Below are 15,118 nucleotides of genomic sequence, written 5' to 3' on the forward strand. Positions count from 1 at the left end.
TTCCTTAAACATTTAAAATTTCACCTTCACTTTTAGCTATTATAACTGCACCGCAGCTGTCGCTCCAAACATTAATAACTGTTCTGCTCATATCCAAAATTCTATCAACAGCTAAAATTAGCCCAATACCTTCTAGAGGCAAACCAATAGCAGTTAATATAATTGTAATCATAACCAAGCCCGCCATTGGAACGCTGGCTGCACCAATTGACGCAAGCAACGAAGTAAATATAACAATTATTTGTTGAGTAACAGTTAAATCTATCCCATAAGCTTGTGCAATAAAAATTGCTGCAACACATTCATAAAGCGCAGTTCCATCCATATTTATTGTAGCGCCCAAAGGTAATGTAAAACTCGTTATTTTATTTGAAACACCCGAATTATACTCGACGGCTTCCATTGTTAATGGCAGTGTTGCGCCAGATGAAGATGTAGAAAATGCGGTTAACAAAGGGATTCTCATCGCTCTAAAATGCTTTAAAGGATTTACTTTTCCGATTAACCTTAATAAAATAGGTAAAGTTACAGAACCATGAATTATTAACCCAAGCAAAACCGCAATTGAATAAATCCCAAGACGACTAAAAATTGATATAAGTGCGTCTATATCGCCGGCCTGTTCGGCAACAATTCCCGAGACTAATCCTAAAATACCTAATGGAGTAAATTTTATGATGAACATTGTCAATTTCATCATAACTTCAAATGTTGAATTGAAGAAATCCGTTAGATTATTTCTATATTTTTCATCGGCCTTTGTTATAAAAAAACCGAATAATAGTGAGAAAAAAATTATGGACAGCATTTTTCCTTCTATAAAAGCTTTGAATAAATTTGAAGGAATTATGTTAATTAGAGTTTCACCCAAAGATTCGCCGGAAGATTTTAAGCCTTCAACTTCTTTTACAAAGCCCAAATCAGCTCCAACTCCTGGTTTTAGAAGGTTTACTAATAATAATCCAACCAAAATTGCTAAAAGACTAGTTGACATATAATATGAAAATGTTTTAAGGCCTAGTCTTCCTAAATTATCTCCGCCGCCAATATTCGCGACTCCGGAAATAATTGAGCTTAAAAGTAGAGGAATAACAATCATATTTAACGCTCTTAAAAAAACTTTTCCCATCCAACTTATCAAGAAAACATATTCTGTCAAATATATTCCAAATAGTACTGCAATAATTAAAGCCGCAAAAATTTGCCAATGTAATTCTATTTTTCTCATAACAGTTAAATTAATTTTGATATTATTTCATCACAAATCAAATAGCCTTTTGATGTGCAGCTTATTATACCAGCTTTTTGAATAAGATATCTTTCCTTTATAAAGGTATTAATATTTTCTTTATTTTCAAAATACCAATTATCCGAAAATATTTTAATACTATTCAAATCAATTCCTTTGCTTCTTAATCCGAGCATGATCATCTCTTCAAGTTTTTGTTCAACTGTTAAAATTTCAAAATCTCTTACGGCGGATTTATGTTTATCAATTTCTAAAATATATTTTGACAAACTTGAATAATTCCACCATCTTTTCCCGTTTACAAACGAATGCGCGGCGGTTCCAAATCCAAAGTAATCTTTATATTCCCAGTAGTATTTGTTATGTAAACATTCAAATCCGCTTTTGGAAAAATTTGAAACTTCATATTGAATAAAATTTTCCTTTTCTAAAAATTCCATTGTGAATTGATAAAGCTCGGCGTCGTAATTTTCCGATGCCATATTAACTTTTCCATCAAGCACTAATTTATTTAAGATTGTACCTTTTTCTAAAATTAAACTGTATGCGGAAATATGCTTGATGGGAAGTTCAACGGCTGTTTTTAAATTTTCACTCCACGTTTGTTTTGTTTGATTTGGCAGACTGAAAATCAGATCAATATTTATATTTTCAATTCCAATTTCCGCAGCATTATCTACTGTTTTAATTGCGGTTTTCTTATCATGAATTCGCGTCAAAAATTTCAATTCATCTTCATCAAAAGTTTGAATTCCAATACTTAGTCTATTTATACCGCTGTTTTTAAATTCAAGTAATTTTGATTTATCGACTGTTCCAGGATTTGTTTCAAGAGTGATTTCAGCGTTTTATCAACTGAAAAATTCTTTGAAATGCAATTAATTATTTCACCGATATAATTTGGTGTCATAAAAGACGGAGTTCCGCCGCCAAAAAAATTGTGTTAATCACTCTTTCTTTAGAATATTCTTGAGCATAATGCTGAATTTCCATTTTAAGTGATTTTAAATATGTCTCAACATTCTGATAGTTAATAAGCGAGTAAAAATCACAATAAATACATTTGTGATCACAGAAAGGTATGTGAATATAAACGGCTGTTTTTTTCCAATGGTAAAATCAATAAATTATTTTAGGTAAGTATAATAAACTTTGCGGAAAGTTATGTAAGAAAAAGAGGACTTTGAAAGTCCTCTTTTATTTAAAGTTCTACATCAGCTTCTATTACAATCTCAACTCTTCCAACTAATTGATAAGGAGTTGATGTACCGGAAATATCGGATATTGTAATGCTTGCATTAAAGCATTGGTCGTTGCCGTTTTCAGAAATTGAGCCAAGATAAGTGTTTAACGCTTGAATTTGGGCTTCACTTAATTCCAAAGTAAAAGGTTTATCGATATTATCGGAAGCTTTGAAATTATTCAAAGTAACCGAAAAAGTGTATTTCCAAATTGATCGGAAAGATTAACATTTATATCTCCTTGCAATCCGGCTGATGTGCTTTCAGTCCAGTAAGCCGCACTAACAAAAGTTGCTGATTTTAATTTTTCCTGATTCTCTTGCCATTTATCATAGTCCGAAAGGCAAAAACTTTGTGATTCGGAAATCGTTGTATTGTTTCCCGAAGTCGAAAAATTTACAACAATTGGAATATTAAGCGGCAGATTGTTCAACTCGTCACAGCCGCCTGAAAAAAGAAATTCCTGCAAAAATTGCCAACATTAAAAATTTGCTAATTATTTTATTCATCTTTTTCTCCTTTAAAATACAAAATTTAATCCAGCAACAAATGCTGTTTGAGATCCAATGTTCGCGTCGGCATTTAAAACAAATACCGCTTAACTTCAATGCTGCGCCCAACGTTAATCTTACATGATTTTCACCTTCTAAATTGACTTTCAATTTATCATTTTCAAAAACACCTTCTAATTCATCACCGGTAAAGGTATATTCAATATCCATAGTTGTTTTTCATACTGAAGTCCGCCGTAAAGAATAGCGAGACCAAAAGATTTACTGACATGCGCGTTTATCGCAAAGTTTGTAGTGGAAATATCCAAATCAGGCGAGCCTATTGATAATTTATTGTACATTGCCTGTACCGCAATATCAACCGGGCAAAGCGGTATATACTGACTAATGCTGTGTTTAACAGCTCCGCCAAGCAAATCAATACTTACATCTTCAATTACCGTTTCGGGAACAAATCTTGCCATAAGTTCAGTTCCAAGCGCGCTGAATGCAACTTGCGGAATTGCAGCGGGAACCGATGTTTGATTAACTCCGGGAGGATAAACTAGATAGCCTTCGGTTTCCGGCACAGCGGCGCCTTTTTCTCCAAAGAATGTTGCGGTTTCTGTACCGTCACTTAATTTAAAAGTTCTTTGATCCTCTGGAATCATTATCATCATTCCAACTAAGCTTAATTTAAACCCAAAAGTTTTTGAAACACCTGCGGTAAAATATCCGCCGGAATTCAAATATGTTCCGGTCCAAGTTGCTAAAGGCGTAGTATATCCTTTCTGCAGATCCTCGGAAAGCTCATTAATTCGATCTTCAAATTGTGCATTTAATTGTATAGTGAAAATAATGAAAAGTAAAAGAAATATTTTTTTCATCTATAACCCCCTTTTGATTTTTTTGCAGTGTAAATTAATAATAACTTCGGAATTATAATTCTAAATAAAAGAAATATTATAAAATGGCAATACTAAACCGTGACTATAATCGAATATTTTAATAATTATTTAATAAAACTTTTAAAAATTTCTTGAATATTCTTATCACTTATAAATTTTATAAACGTAAATTATGTTGAGTGTGTATAAATATTTATTTATCTTAGTTCACTTATCATTTGTCATATATCAATTTCTGTTCTTTTTACCGTTAATCTTTTTTTGATTATTACTCTTGTAATGAATAAATAAGGAGGTAATTATGCGGAAATTTCAAAGATTGTTATTAATCACTCTGTTTTTTTTCTTCAAAACATTTTATGCTCAAGATTTTAAAGATTACATTTCAGCCTATACCGGTGAAAATGGCAAAGGCTATCTTCAGCCGCTTGCCGATGCATTTAGCGCAGATGTTAATAGCGGATTTTACCAAACAGCATATATTCCAGAAAAAGGTATTTCTGTTTATTTGGGCGTAGTTGCGATGACAGCCATAATTCCAAACGATTCAAGATTATTTAAGGCAAAAACCGGAAAATTTTTCACGCCTGAAACAACCTTAGACGCACCAACAATATTCGGTCCTACAAACTCTGTTAATGTTGATGGAAACAACGGTCTACAATATACTTTCCCCGGAGGACTTGATATTAAAAAATTACCAATCGCAGTTCCGCAATTAACAATTGGATCAATTAAAGGAACTGATCTTACAATTAGATACATTCAATTAAATGTGAATAAAGATTTTGGGGAAATTAACGTATTTGGAATTGGAGTAAGACACAACATAAATCAGTATTTTATTGATTTACCGTTAATATTGCCGCAGGTCTGTATTATCAAAAATTTAAAATTGGAAATATTATATCGGCAAATTCAATTGCTGTAAATCTACAAACTAGTTATTCTTATTCCTTAATTACCTTATACGGCGGTTTAGGATATGAAAATTCACTAATGAATGTTTCATATAAAATTGAAACCGATACTGATTCCGAAAAAGTAAATTTTGACATTAATGCTGCAAATTCAATAAGACTCACATTGGGTTTAGCATTCAATTTAAGCTTTTTCAAAATTTTTACTGATTACAGTTTAGCTTCGCAGAATGTATGGACAGTCGGCTTAGGATTCTATTTTTAAAATTAGGAGAATTACTAATGAATAAAAGAATACTAATTTACATATTGGTATCATTACCAATTTTGATGGGAGGAAGCTGCGAAAAAAGAAAATATAATTTTTTAAGCAAAGTTAAAATGAATAAAATATATACTTTTGACAATAATGGATCATATGAAAAATTTGCATATATATCTGAAAGCGACACAAGAAAATTTCTTGATGATTTGCCCAAAGACGCAAAAGTTACTGATGTAAAAATAAATTCATTAAGCCTAAAAATTATCCCCGGGAATGGAAATGATGTAGGAATAGTTAAGTTAAGCGGTCAATTAACCGAAAACACAGATGACAATAATCCTCAGTTTATATTTACGGGTAATAACTATCCCGTGCCGGTTTCCGGTACCGCAGCTATGTTTGTAAATATTAATGATTTAATTGAAGCTGGAATAAATAAAGCCAAAAAGAAAATTAAAAATTACATATTGAAAAATGAATTCGGATTTTTTATTCTAGGAATTCAAGCGCAACCGGTTTCAGGTAACCGTTTGGTTTTAGATATTACGCTTAATATTGATATACAAATAGAGTATGAACAATGTATTGAAGTTTGGGATTACGTAAGCGGTGGAGAAAAATGTAATCAATAAAATATTTAATAAATTATTTTAACTAATTATCGGATGCGGCAAAATTTATTAGTTCTTTTGCCGCGTCTATATTACTTTGCGTAATATTTTCGCCGCTGAGTAATTTTGCCACTTCTTTGATTTTTGTTTCCTCGTCGAGCTTTATTATTTTGCTAATAACTCTTTCACCTTTCAATTCCTTAGAAATAGAAAAATGATGATTTGCATAAGCGGCAATTTGTGCCAAATGAGTAATTGAAATAATTTGATGTGACTTAGATAAATCGCTTAAAACTTTACCCACTTTCTGAGCAATTCTTCCGCTTACGCCGGTATCAATTTCATCAAAAATTAACAACGGTAGTTTTTCAGTTTTGGCAAGAACTGATTTAATTGCTAGCATAACTCTAGAAATTTCCCCGCCAGAAGCAATTTTGGATAGAGGTTTTAAATCTTCGCCTAAATTTGTAGAAATGTAAAACTCCACAACATCAATTCCATTGTTGTGAAGACTTATATTTTTTGAATCAATAATTATATAATTCTCTGTATTGACGCTTTGTTCAAAAGAAAAATTTATTTTAAACTTGGAATCATTTATCCCAAGGAAGCTAAGCATTTTGATAATTTCCTTTTCTACTTTCGTGGATTCTTTCTTTCTTTTATCGCTTAAAATAACTGCTATTTCCTTAATTTTTTCTCTAACTTTATTAGATTCACTTAATAAGCCTTCTAATCTATCTGAAAAATTTTCCGCAATATTTAATTCATCTTCAATTTTTGCTTTATGCTTAAGAACATTTTCTAATGTTCCGCCGTATTTTTTCTTCAGCAGATGAATTGCGCCCGCCCTGTTTCTTAATTCTTCTATTTTATCGGGATCAATATCAATTTTATCTTTATAATCTCTGGTAAAATACGCTATATCCTTTAATATCTCCAAAGCAGAATTCGCGTCGTCAAATTTTTGATTAAAGCATTCATCAATTCTTTTTAGTTCCGCGATATTATTTTGAATTTGCGTCAATGTTTCAAATACTGAATTTTCGTCATCGTAAAGTGTGGAATATATCTGGGAAGAAATTTCAAAAAGTTTTTCCGAATTTTCTAAAATCAACAGTTCTTTTTCAATATTTACATCTTCGTTCTCAACGGGCGAAACCGCGTTTATTTCCTTTAATTGAAATTGATAAAGTTCTGACTTTTCCTTTAAACTTTTTTCATTTGCTTTAAGCAAACTTATTTGCGATAAAATTTCATTTAACTGTTTTTTAAGTTCGGTATATTTCGCAAGGTCATTCTCCAAATCGCAAAACTCATCAAGAAATTCAATATGAGTTTCATTTCTAAGCAGAGATTGGTGATCATGCTGACCATGAAGATCAATCAGTAAATTTCCAATCTGCTTAACTAAAGTAAGCTGCACCGGAGTATCATTTACAAAGCATCTGTTAGTGCCTTTAATTGAAATTTCCCTTCTTAATATCAGTTCCGGGTTCACTTCAAGTTCATTCTCTTTCAATAACTGTGATACTTTTTATTATTGCCAATTTCAAAATACCTTCAATTACGGATTTATCAGCGCCTTTGCGTACTGTTTCCGTAGACGCTCTTTCACCGAGCAGCAAACCCAGCGCGCCAATTAAAATTGATTTACCTGCTCCGGTTTCACCGGTAATAATATTCAATCCGCTGTTAAATTTAACATGGATTTTTTCAATTAGCGCGTAATCTTTAATTTCAAGTGAAGTTAGCATATGCAATAATATAACTTGTTAATAACTCTTCAAAATTAGTGATTTGGTAATAATATTAAAAGTTTCTTGCATTTAAAGCTAAAAGGAATTAAGTTAGTAATCCAATTTAGAAATAACTTGTTCTTAAAAATAAATTTTGATCGCGGGATGGAGCAATTGGTAGCTCGTCGGGCTCATAACCCGAAGGTTCTAGGTTCAAGTCCTAGTCCCGCTACTAAAGCCCTTATTTTATAAGGGCTTATTTTTTATCTACACAATTACTACACACAATTTTTCAAAATTTTAATATTTTTCCTTTTATATCCATCCAACAATTATTTTAATTTGATCATAAACTGATTTTTAATTTGCTTATTATTAAAATAAACCATGATTTTTTTGTTTTCAACAACTCACAACAACGATAAAAAATCAATAATTGAAAATATTTTTTAAATAATTTTTATTTTTGAAAAGAAAATTTAGTTAGCAATTTTTTTATTGTTATAAAAATTAAGGATAATTTGAAGTTCGAGAAGGGAGATATGAAAATTATTATGTCAATTATATTGACTGTAATCTATTTTTATTTTATAGTAATTGGATGATTTAAGAGAGTTTAGTATTTCTTCTCTTTGAAAAAATATTCTTTTACCAAGTCTTTTATAAGGGATTTTATTATTTGCTTTCCATTTATTTAACGTAGATGGATGAATTCCCAAAAAATCACAAGTTTCCTTGAAATTCATTAGTACTTTTATATTTGTTATTTTTCTTTTTCGCTTAAGACTTCATTCAAGGCTTGTTTAATTAGAGAATAAAGTGAATCTTTTCAATTAGTATTATTTTATTTTCCACCTGACATTCCACTTAAATTTCTTCTAAATTTGAAGTTCATTCAAGTTGACTGTGGTAGAAATGTAAATTTTGTTTCATAAACTAAATTAATATCGAAAATATTATTAAAAGTGTACATAAAAAATTATTTATTATTATTATTACGTTCGATAAAGTATTAAATTTTATAGGATAGTAAAATTTCTATTAAATTGGTCGGAGGTTCAAGCCACGAACACTGGTATACTTTATAAAGTATGTTAATTTTAAGGGAACATTTTACTCCTTATAAAAGTTATTGATAGTTATTCAAGATTCATCCTCCATTATAGGTTAAGAATGAGCATGCAAGAGTATGATGTCCATATCGCTATTTGGAGAGTATTAGAGAAATACCTGAAGGCTGTACCACAACTAATTTGGGAGATTGCTCAAATATATTTCCAAAGATTTTGCTGAATTTATTAGTCTTGCCTATGTCCAGTATATTAAAACTTCTATTGCTTATCCTTAAGTTATTCGTAAAATCGAATTATCCCATAAGTCCTTTAAGAATAATACTTAAGGACTATTGCTTCGATTGACCTTGACGACACCTAAAACAAATTGCAGTCTTTATTAAAAAATACACTTCATAAAAAGTTGCATAGTTTATTGTTTTATCTTACCCAAGAATATTTTTTATTCCGAAGGATTAATGAAATATTGAGGTAATATTGTTAATTAAATCATGCAAAATTAACTAGATATGCGGTGAGAATTATTCCTAATTTTTTCCTTCTAACCCTTATCTCTATTTCTCGAAATTCTATTTCTCCTTGAATCATTGCACCTAATTTAACTATCGAATCACTTGAGAGAGATTATGTCATAGTTATAATTTTCACTAAAGTTTTATATTTATTTACTTTTAAATAAAACTAGTAAACCTGAGAAATTACCTTAATCTTAACCTATGCTATCATACATTCATATATGATAGCACAGGATTTAATTTTTAAAGTTTATTTTAATAGCGTGAGTTTTAATGTTTTTGAATAGGTTTTATTATTTCCTTCAGTTGAACTAGCTCTAAATTTCAAGAGATAAATGCCACTTGATACTTTTCGCCGTAATTATTTGTCCCGTTCCATTCTTGTACGTAGCTTCCTGTAGTGTTTGAAATATCGCTTAAACTTTTTTACTTTCTTCCCATAATATCGTAAATGGTTATTTCCACTTTTGAATTATATGGTAAATTGTATTTTATTTTGTCGCTGGGTTAAATGGGTTGGGATAATTGCTAAATAGTTCGTATTTGTTAATTATTGGTTCAGTACCTATTTCTATATCCTTTGCAAGATTTTGAATATTTTTTAAGTTATTTTCAGAATAATTTGACATTTCTTTTATAACGTTTATTGTATAATCAATATCATCCGATTTATTGTATTTTAAAATATCATTAAAAACTTCTTCTGCTTTTTCTTTTTCATTGTATAAGTTTAGTAAATCATTTGCATAGTTTAGTCTAATCTCAGTTCCTATTGTTTCTTCCGGAGATGTTAATTGAACTATATTTTCTGCTTCTTTAACTTCTCCAGCTTCGGAATGAAGTGTTTCTAACCACAGTAATGAATTTTCCCTTACTAATTTATTTTCATGTTTTATATTATTCATTAGATATTCTTTTTGTGAATAAAGATTTCCTTCCGATTTATTTAATGACATATCCCAAGCAATTGCTAGACCGGCATATTTTGATTCGGGATATTCAGCTATCAATTGCTTGAATTTTTCAGAGCTGCTTACTAATGATTTCATATCGCTCAATTCAGTGGCCTCTGCTAGTAACAATTTATCTGATTCAACTCCTAAATTTTTGTCTAAGGTTGATCCCGCTGATGAATTGGCAGATGAAAGATATGGATCGTAGGAAATACTTCCTGCAAACCAAGATGTTTGTGGTGTTCCGTTCCAATAATTTTTCTCGGCAAGGATTTCATTTGCTGTAGAATTAGCTATTACCGGAGTGGAATTTTTTATAAAATTATTTTGTCCTTCCAAATATGAAGAATAGCCATATTCTCCTAAATCTGCTGTTCCGCCAGTAACGTAAAGTATTTTATCAGAGTAATAATTTTGAATTAGATTTAGTCCATAAGAGTAACCAGAATAACCTCTTAATTTTATTGATTGGTTACCATAAGCATATATGCCACCATGGCAATAACTTAGAGTATTTTTTCTAATAAATGTATTTGTTGAGCCATTTATTGTTATTCCATAACCGGCAATATTGTATATATAATTATCAGTAATTTTGGGTGTACCTTGATATGAATAGATACCATAAGAATTGTCGTATATTTTGTTTGTTTCTATTGTAGGCGTATTATAATTTGTCTTTATACCGTAAGTACAATTATGTATTTTACAATTTGTTATTGTGGATGCCGAATTATCTAAATATATCCCATTATATGCATTTTTTATTTCTGCATAATTAATATTTGATATACCAGTAGAATTTATTTTTATGGAATTTGAGGATGTTTGATTAATAAAATCAAATATTACATTAGATGTTGAAGTTCCATTTACGTACAATGACCCATCAATAATAAGTGATGATCCATTTTAAATGTAATATAAGTATTTGGTAGAATATCTATAGTCCCATTAAAATTAACAGTTATATCCCCTGTAACATATATATTTCCAGACCATTCTACGTAATAAGGTATTAATCCCGACCACTGATAATAGAAACCTCTATTATTAAAAACTGAAACTAATGCCGCCAAATGTATACCATTATATATATCTCTATCAGCTTGTAAAATTGCAGCAACATGTTCCAAAACAGGTGAATATTGGGTAATATAAGAGAAAGACTTTAATAGTAATTTTGTAATAACAGTTCTTCCTATCGAAGTATTTAATTCCATATCCATCATTGTGGATGCCCAGAGTGTTCCACAACGATATCTGTCACTTGTCCAATCATTTGGATAAATATAACTTGATTCTAATGAACGTCCATTCCATGTTTCACCATTCCCATCCCACAAAAAAAGTTTATTAGACTGAAATGTTGATAATGTCTTTCTGTAACTAAGCGCAAAATAGTCCCCGATTCCTTCTGTTATTTTTGATTGATCGTAATAATAACCAACTCCAATCATTAATGCGTCATGCAATGCATGTCCATATTCGTGCAATATACAATCCTGATCTTCTCCATCATCAATTCCACCATCACCAACTGCAATAAAAGGAATTGATGGGACATAGTTAATATTGTCATAACCATTATTAGCATGAGCATCAAATCGAAGATAGTCTAAATTATTCCACTTTGGTGAAAAACCAAGTGTTTCAACAAATGTTCTATAGGTATCAATAATGTAGTATATGTTAACTTCTTCAAATCCCGGCTGACTTCGATTAAAATTGAAAACTGGAGAAGATGAAGAAACTATTGGAATAGAAGGTGGTTCAAGAGACTCTGATTTAGCGTATTTGCCCTGTAAATAATAAAGTCCACCTATAGGATCATTGAGGTTTTTGAGAGTCACATTTTTATACGCAAGTTGTAATGCAGGATAATCTGAATCATTCTGATCAGTTAGGGATATATTTGCAAGAGCAGCAATTGGATTTGGATTAAATACTTTTCCTGATCCATCTGAATAATTCACTTGTATGTTAAATATTTTAATTAAATTAGAATTAATTGCATCAACGAAAACTAACCAATCTCCTCGTGGTTTATATGAAACAAAACTTACTTTCCAAGTTAAATAATCTACATTAAGTGAATCTTGAAATATTGTTAATTCTGTTTCAGGTAATTTAATAAGCGACTTTTCGTCAACAATTAGCTTATCTAAAGCAATTCTAATTGCATTTTCATTTGAGATATTAACCGAGTTACTAAGCTTATTTATATTGATATTTTTATTTCCATTTACAACCATTGATATTCTATTTTCTTTATTTATGCTTACAACTGATTCAGTACCCCAAACTGGTATTCCATCAACAGTTTGAATAAATCCAACGTGTTTTACTCCATGAGATTCATTTGTCGCAATATATTTTAATTCTGATACATTAGCTATTCCTAAATCCATTTTTTTTTCATTTAAAAATTGACGGGCTATTTGTTCAGGACTACCATTATATACTTTTGAATTTACATTATACATTGCTGCAATTTTGTTGGTAAGAGTATTTATTTTTTTGTTTTCTAAATAAATAAATTTTTCAGAACTTTCTGATTGGGCTTGAAATCTAATATTTAGAATAAATAAAACAAGTAATAAAATTACAAAAATTTGCTTGGTAACAATATTTTTCATGGATTACCTCGAATTATATTAAAAAGTTATTTGAGTAAAATCATCTTCTTCACTTCATTATTCAAGTCTGTCATTATACTATAAAAATAAATTCCTGATGTAACTTCATCCCCCTGATTGTTTTTTCCATTCCATTCTATTTCATAATTCCCTGGAAATAATTCTTCATTTATAAGTGTCGTCACCTCCTTTCCTAAAAAATTATATATTTTTAGTTGAACATGTCTATTTCGATTAAGATTAAAATAAATACTTGTAATTGAATTGAATGGATTTGGATAATTTTGCGACAATGATAATTCATTTGAAATTATTTCTTTATTCTTTATATCTGAGATTGTGCTTAGATCTGCTTTAAGAAGTGTATGGGTTCTATTGTTAAAATCATCTCCAAAAATATATGCTACTTTTTCTTCCTTTAGGATTTGTATTTTATTTAGATTTGTAAGTAATCCTTCTATTTGTGTTTCCCAAGACACACCACCATCAATAGTTTTTAATATTTTTCCAACTCCGGTAATCCAACCATTTTTTACATCAAGAAATCCAACATCCCAAAACGCTTTTGCCCCTATATATTGTTCTATTTGCCATGTATCTCCGGCATTTTCTGTGTGGTAAATAAATCCAGTTCCAAAATTCCAGTTTGTTCCAACAGCATAACCAATATTAGAATTAATAAAATCTATACCATACAATAACATTGTTCTTGAATCGATAATTTCCCAGGATTCACCTCCATTTATAGTTTTAGCTAAAAAACCAGCATCCGTAGCATAATAACTTGAATTACCAACTATCCATCCGATTGAATCATTTATAAAAAATATTTCACAAGGAGGTGGAAATAGATTTAATGCATTATTTTTTTTTCCCCATTCATTACCGCCATCATTTGTTTGCCAAATTACATTATTAAAAGCAATTCCATATTTATCATTAACCATATAGATTGTAGTAATAAATTCTTGATAAATTCCACGATTGTCTGTATTATTTAATTCCCACGTGGCTCCATTATCATTTGTTATTATTGAATGCAGTGAAGAATCTTTTTGAGATATATATAATGCAATTAAATTGTTACTACTAAGTGAATATACTTTTGGTATATAAAATTCTTCTGACAATTCAGTTTTTTTAATAATCCAATTATTACCACCATCTTCAGTTTTATATATTTTTTTGTAAAATTCTCTTATTGGGCCATCTGCCTCGTAAACTTGGATTAACCACCCATGTTCTTTATCAGCAAAAGTAATTTCTACTTTACCAATTAATGAATCGCCATCAGAGAAAGTGGGATTTATTATTTCCCATGTTTGGGCTAGTAAATTAATATTTAATAAAAATTACTTACAAGAAATATTTTGGAGATTTTAATTAAATATTTTATTGCATTTAGATTTAAATTGTTAGATAACATATAGGAATAATTTATTTTAATTAAATCGTTTTTTAATAGTTCCTAGTATTTTAAAAAAGATTCATTATAGTATATAATTATTGTAAAATTTTTATTGATAAAATTGCTATGTTGTTTACATTTAATAATCATTTTTATTCTTAGTTGTAATTGCAGAAAAGATAATCTTTATATTTTCTGTCATTGGTAATTTGTAATAATTCTTTCGTTAATAAATTATATTTGAAGACATCAAATGCATCTTGAATTTGGTGTTTATAACTTGCAATAATAATAAGCTCCTTTTCATTTAAGAACTTACATTTGATTGGTTTAATAATTTTATCGTTATTTTTAACTGTAACGTTTTTATAAATATTATTTTCAATATTAAATATTGTAATTGCACTATCCAAATAACAAATATTTTTATTATTTGGTGAAAAATTGCCAATCTCTGTACCAAGAGATTTTGGAGAAATTTTTACTAGCACCGAATCTTTTTCAAGTGAATAAATCATTATACCTGTATCATTCCAATCATTTTCATTAGAATATTGGATTAAAAATAACTTATTATTATAATTGCAATTAAAATTATCAATATGATAATTGTTGTTAATAACAAATAGTTCAATCATCTTTTTATCAATGAAATCATATTGGAATATTTTTCCATATGTTGAGAATAAAATATTTCCATTATTGTTATAATTTATATGGTTTATTCTTGTAGAAACGTTATTTTTATTTAAATCTTCCTTTTCAATTAAACAGATCCATTGTTTAATTTCTAATGAATACTCATAAAAGAATAAATCAGCTCCAACGCCTTGAATTTTTTGAAGTATAGGATCATTGTTTATAGCACTCAGTAATGTAATTTTATTTAAATCATTTGATATGATTCCTTCCTTTGTCAAACTATTTCCGTCCGATAAATATATTCTTTCGCCTTTACTTAAATCATAAAGTACTAGTTTATCATATTTATAATTTTCATTTTTATCATTATTATCTTGTGCTTCAGAATAAATTAACTTATTAGAAAGGTTTTCCAAAATTGGAAATTCTTTGGACAGCATGTTAGAACATCCAATAGCTATAAA

Annotated in this window: 13 protein-coding genes, 1 tRNA gene and 2 pseudogenes; 4 read left to right on the top strand and 12 right to left on the bottom strand. The window is 29.5% G+C overall.

Going from position 1 to position 15,118, the window contains the following annotated elements:
• Window positions 1-4: 4 nt before the first annotated feature.
• The 6 genes and pseudogenes from IPK06_09665 to IPK06_09690 all read right to left on the bottom strand — a co-directional run bounded on the left by IPK06_09665 (window position 5) and on the right by IPK06_09690 (window position 3,868).
• Window positions 5-1,228: a dicarboxylate/amino acid:cation symporter gene (locus tag IPK06_09665; GenBank protein ID MBK7980244.1), complete on the bottom strand. Its 1,224-nt coding sequence runs from the start codon at window positions 1,226-1,228 to the stop codon at window positions 5-7.
• A 5-nt stretch (window positions 1,229-1,233) separates the two neighbouring features.
• A pseudogene (gene hemW / locus IPK06_09670) lies at window positions 1,234-2,338 on the bottom strand (radical SAM family heme chaperone HemW).
• Window positions 2,339-2,450: 112 nt separating this feature from the next.
• Window positions 2,451-2,675 carry a hypothetical protein gene (locus IPK06_09675; protein MBK7980245.1) on the bottom strand — a complete coding sequence of 75 codons (225 nt, stop codon included), beginning with the start codon at window positions 2,673-2,675 and terminating at the stop codon, window positions 2,451-2,453.
• Window positions 2,672-2,959 (bottom strand): hypothetical protein, encoded by a 288-nt coding sequence (locus IPK06_09680; protein ID MBK7980246.1) that lies wholly within the window; start codon window positions 2,957-2,959, stop codon window positions 2,672-2,674. The genes IPK06_09675 and IPK06_09680 overlap by 4 nt, the downstream gene beginning before the upstream one ends.
• On the bottom strand, window positions 2,928-3,212 hold the full coding sequence (locus IPK06_09685; GenBank protein MBK7980247.1) for a hypothetical protein: 285 nt from the start codon (window positions 3,210-3,212) through the stop codon (window positions 2,928-2,930). The genes IPK06_09680 and IPK06_09685 overlap by 32 nt, the downstream gene beginning before the upstream one ends.
• A complete protein-coding gene (locus tag IPK06_09690; GenBank protein MBK7980248.1) occupies window positions 3,176-3,868 on the bottom strand; it encodes a hypothetical protein in 693 nt (230 codons plus the stop codon). The genes IPK06_09685 and IPK06_09690 overlap by 37 nt, the downstream gene beginning before the upstream one ends.
• Before the next feature lie 322 nt (window positions 3,869-4,190).
• Between IPK06_09690 and IPK06_09695 the strand changes: the two genes are divergently transcribed.
• The 3 genes from IPK06_09695 to IPK06_09705 all read left to right on the top strand — a co-directional run bounded on the left by IPK06_09695 (window position 4,191) and on the right by IPK06_09705 (window position 5,706).
• Complete coding sequence (locus IPK06_09695; GenBank protein ID MBK7980249.1) at window positions 4,191-4,820, top strand: hypothetical protein; 630 nt, start codon at window positions 4,191-4,193, stop codon at window positions 4,818-4,820.
• Between the two features lie 68 nt (window positions 4,821-4,888).
• Window positions 4,889-5,074 carry a hypothetical protein gene (locus IPK06_09700; GenBank protein ID MBK7980250.1) on the top strand — a complete coding sequence of 62 codons (186 nt, stop codon included), beginning with the start codon at window positions 4,889-4,891 and terminating at the stop codon, window positions 5,072-5,074.
• Window positions 5,075-5,091: 17 nt separating this feature from the next.
• Window positions 5,092-5,706 (top strand): hypothetical protein, encoded by a 615-nt coding sequence (locus IPK06_09705; protein MBK7980251.1) that lies wholly within the window; start codon window positions 5,092-5,094, stop codon window positions 5,704-5,706.
• A gap of 22 nt (window positions 5,707-5,728) precedes the next feature.
• Here IPK06_09705 and recN read toward each other — a convergent pair.
• A pseudogene (gene recN, locus IPK06_09710) lies at window positions 5,729-7,442 on the bottom strand (DNA repair protein RecN).
• Between the two features lie 141 nt (window positions 7,443-7,583).
• Here recN and IPK06_09715 point away from each other — a divergent pair.
• Window positions 7,584-7,656: transfer RNA gene (locus IPK06_09715), tRNA-Met, on the top strand.
• A 325-nt stretch (window positions 7,657-7,981) separates the two neighbouring features.
• On the opposite strand, the gene IPK06_09720 is transcribed toward IPK06_09715, so the two are convergent.
• From IPK06_09720 to IPK06_09740, 5 genes are all read right to left on the bottom strand, one after another.
• Entirely contained in the window at window positions 7,982-8,170 is a 189-nt protein-coding gene (locus tag IPK06_09720) for a helix-turn-helix domain-containing protein (protein MBK7980252.1), read from the bottom strand.
• A gap of 1,333 nt (window positions 8,171-9,503) precedes the next feature.
• On the bottom strand, window positions 9,504-10,847 hold the full coding sequence (locus IPK06_09725) for a right-handed parallel beta-helix repeat-containing protein (protein ID MBK7980253.1): 1,344 nt from the start codon (window positions 10,845-10,847) through the stop codon (window positions 9,504-9,506).
• Window positions 10,838-12,604: a hypothetical protein gene (locus IPK06_09730; GenBank protein MBK7980254.1), complete on the bottom strand. Its 1,767-nt coding sequence runs from the start codon at window positions 12,602-12,604 to the stop codon at window positions 10,838-10,840. The genes IPK06_09725 and IPK06_09730 overlap by 10 nt, the downstream gene beginning before the upstream one ends.
• A gap of 26 nt (window positions 12,605-12,630) precedes the next feature.
• Window positions 12,631-13,734 carry a T9SS type A sorting domain-containing protein gene (locus tag IPK06_09735; protein ID MBK7980255.1) on the bottom strand — a complete coding sequence of 368 codons (1,104 nt, stop codon included), beginning with the start codon at window positions 13,732-13,734 and terminating at the stop codon, window positions 12,631-12,633.
• A 436-nt stretch (window positions 13,735-14,170) separates the two neighbouring features.
• Complete coding sequence (locus IPK06_09740; GenBank protein ID MBK7980256.1) at window positions 14,171-15,094, bottom strand: hypothetical protein; 924 nt, start codon at window positions 15,092-15,094, stop codon at window positions 14,171-14,173.
• Window positions 15,095-15,118 lie beyond the last annotated feature (24 nt).

The organism is Ignavibacteriota bacterium (assembly GCA_016713565.1).
Classification (GTDB): domain Bacteria; phylum Bacteroidota; class Ignavibacteria; order Ignavibacteriales; family Melioribacteraceae.

Bases quoted from the DNA above. Each gene is read 5' to 3' on its own strand.
- IPK06_09665 (MBK7980244.1), bottom strand. From the start codon at position 1,228: ATGAGAAAAATAGAATTACATTGGCAAATTTTTGCGGCTTTAATTATT.
- IPK06_09685 (MBK7980247.1), bottom strand. From the start codon at position 3,212: ATGGATATTGAATATACCTTTACCGGTGATGAATTAGAAGGTGTTTTT.
- IPK06_09690 (MBK7980248.1), bottom strand. From the start codon at position 3,868: ATGAAAAAAATATTTCTTTTACTTTTCATTATTTTCACTATACAATTA.
- IPK06_09695 (MBK7980249.1), top strand. From the start codon at position 4,191: ATGCGGAAATTTCAAAGATTGTTATTAATCACTCTGTTTTTTTTCTTC.
- IPK06_09700 (MBK7980250.1), top strand. From the start codon at position 4,889: ATGAATGTTTCATATAAAATTGAAACCGATACTGATTCCGAAAAAGTA.
- IPK06_09705 (MBK7980251.1), top strand. From the start codon at position 5,092: ATGAATAAAAGAATACTAATTTACATATTGGTATCATTACCAATTTTG.
- IPK06_09720 (MBK7980252.1), bottom strand. From the start codon at position 8,170: ATGAATTTCAAGGAAACTTGTGATTTTTTGGGAATTCATCCATCTACG.
- IPK06_09730 (MBK7980254.1), bottom strand. From the start codon at position 12,604: ATGAAAAATATTGTTACCAAGCAAATTTTTGTAATTTTATTACTTGTT.
- IPK06_09740 (MBK7980256.1), bottom strand. From the start codon at position 15,094: ATGCTGTCCAAAGAATTTCCAATTTTGGAAAACCTTTCTAATAAGTTA.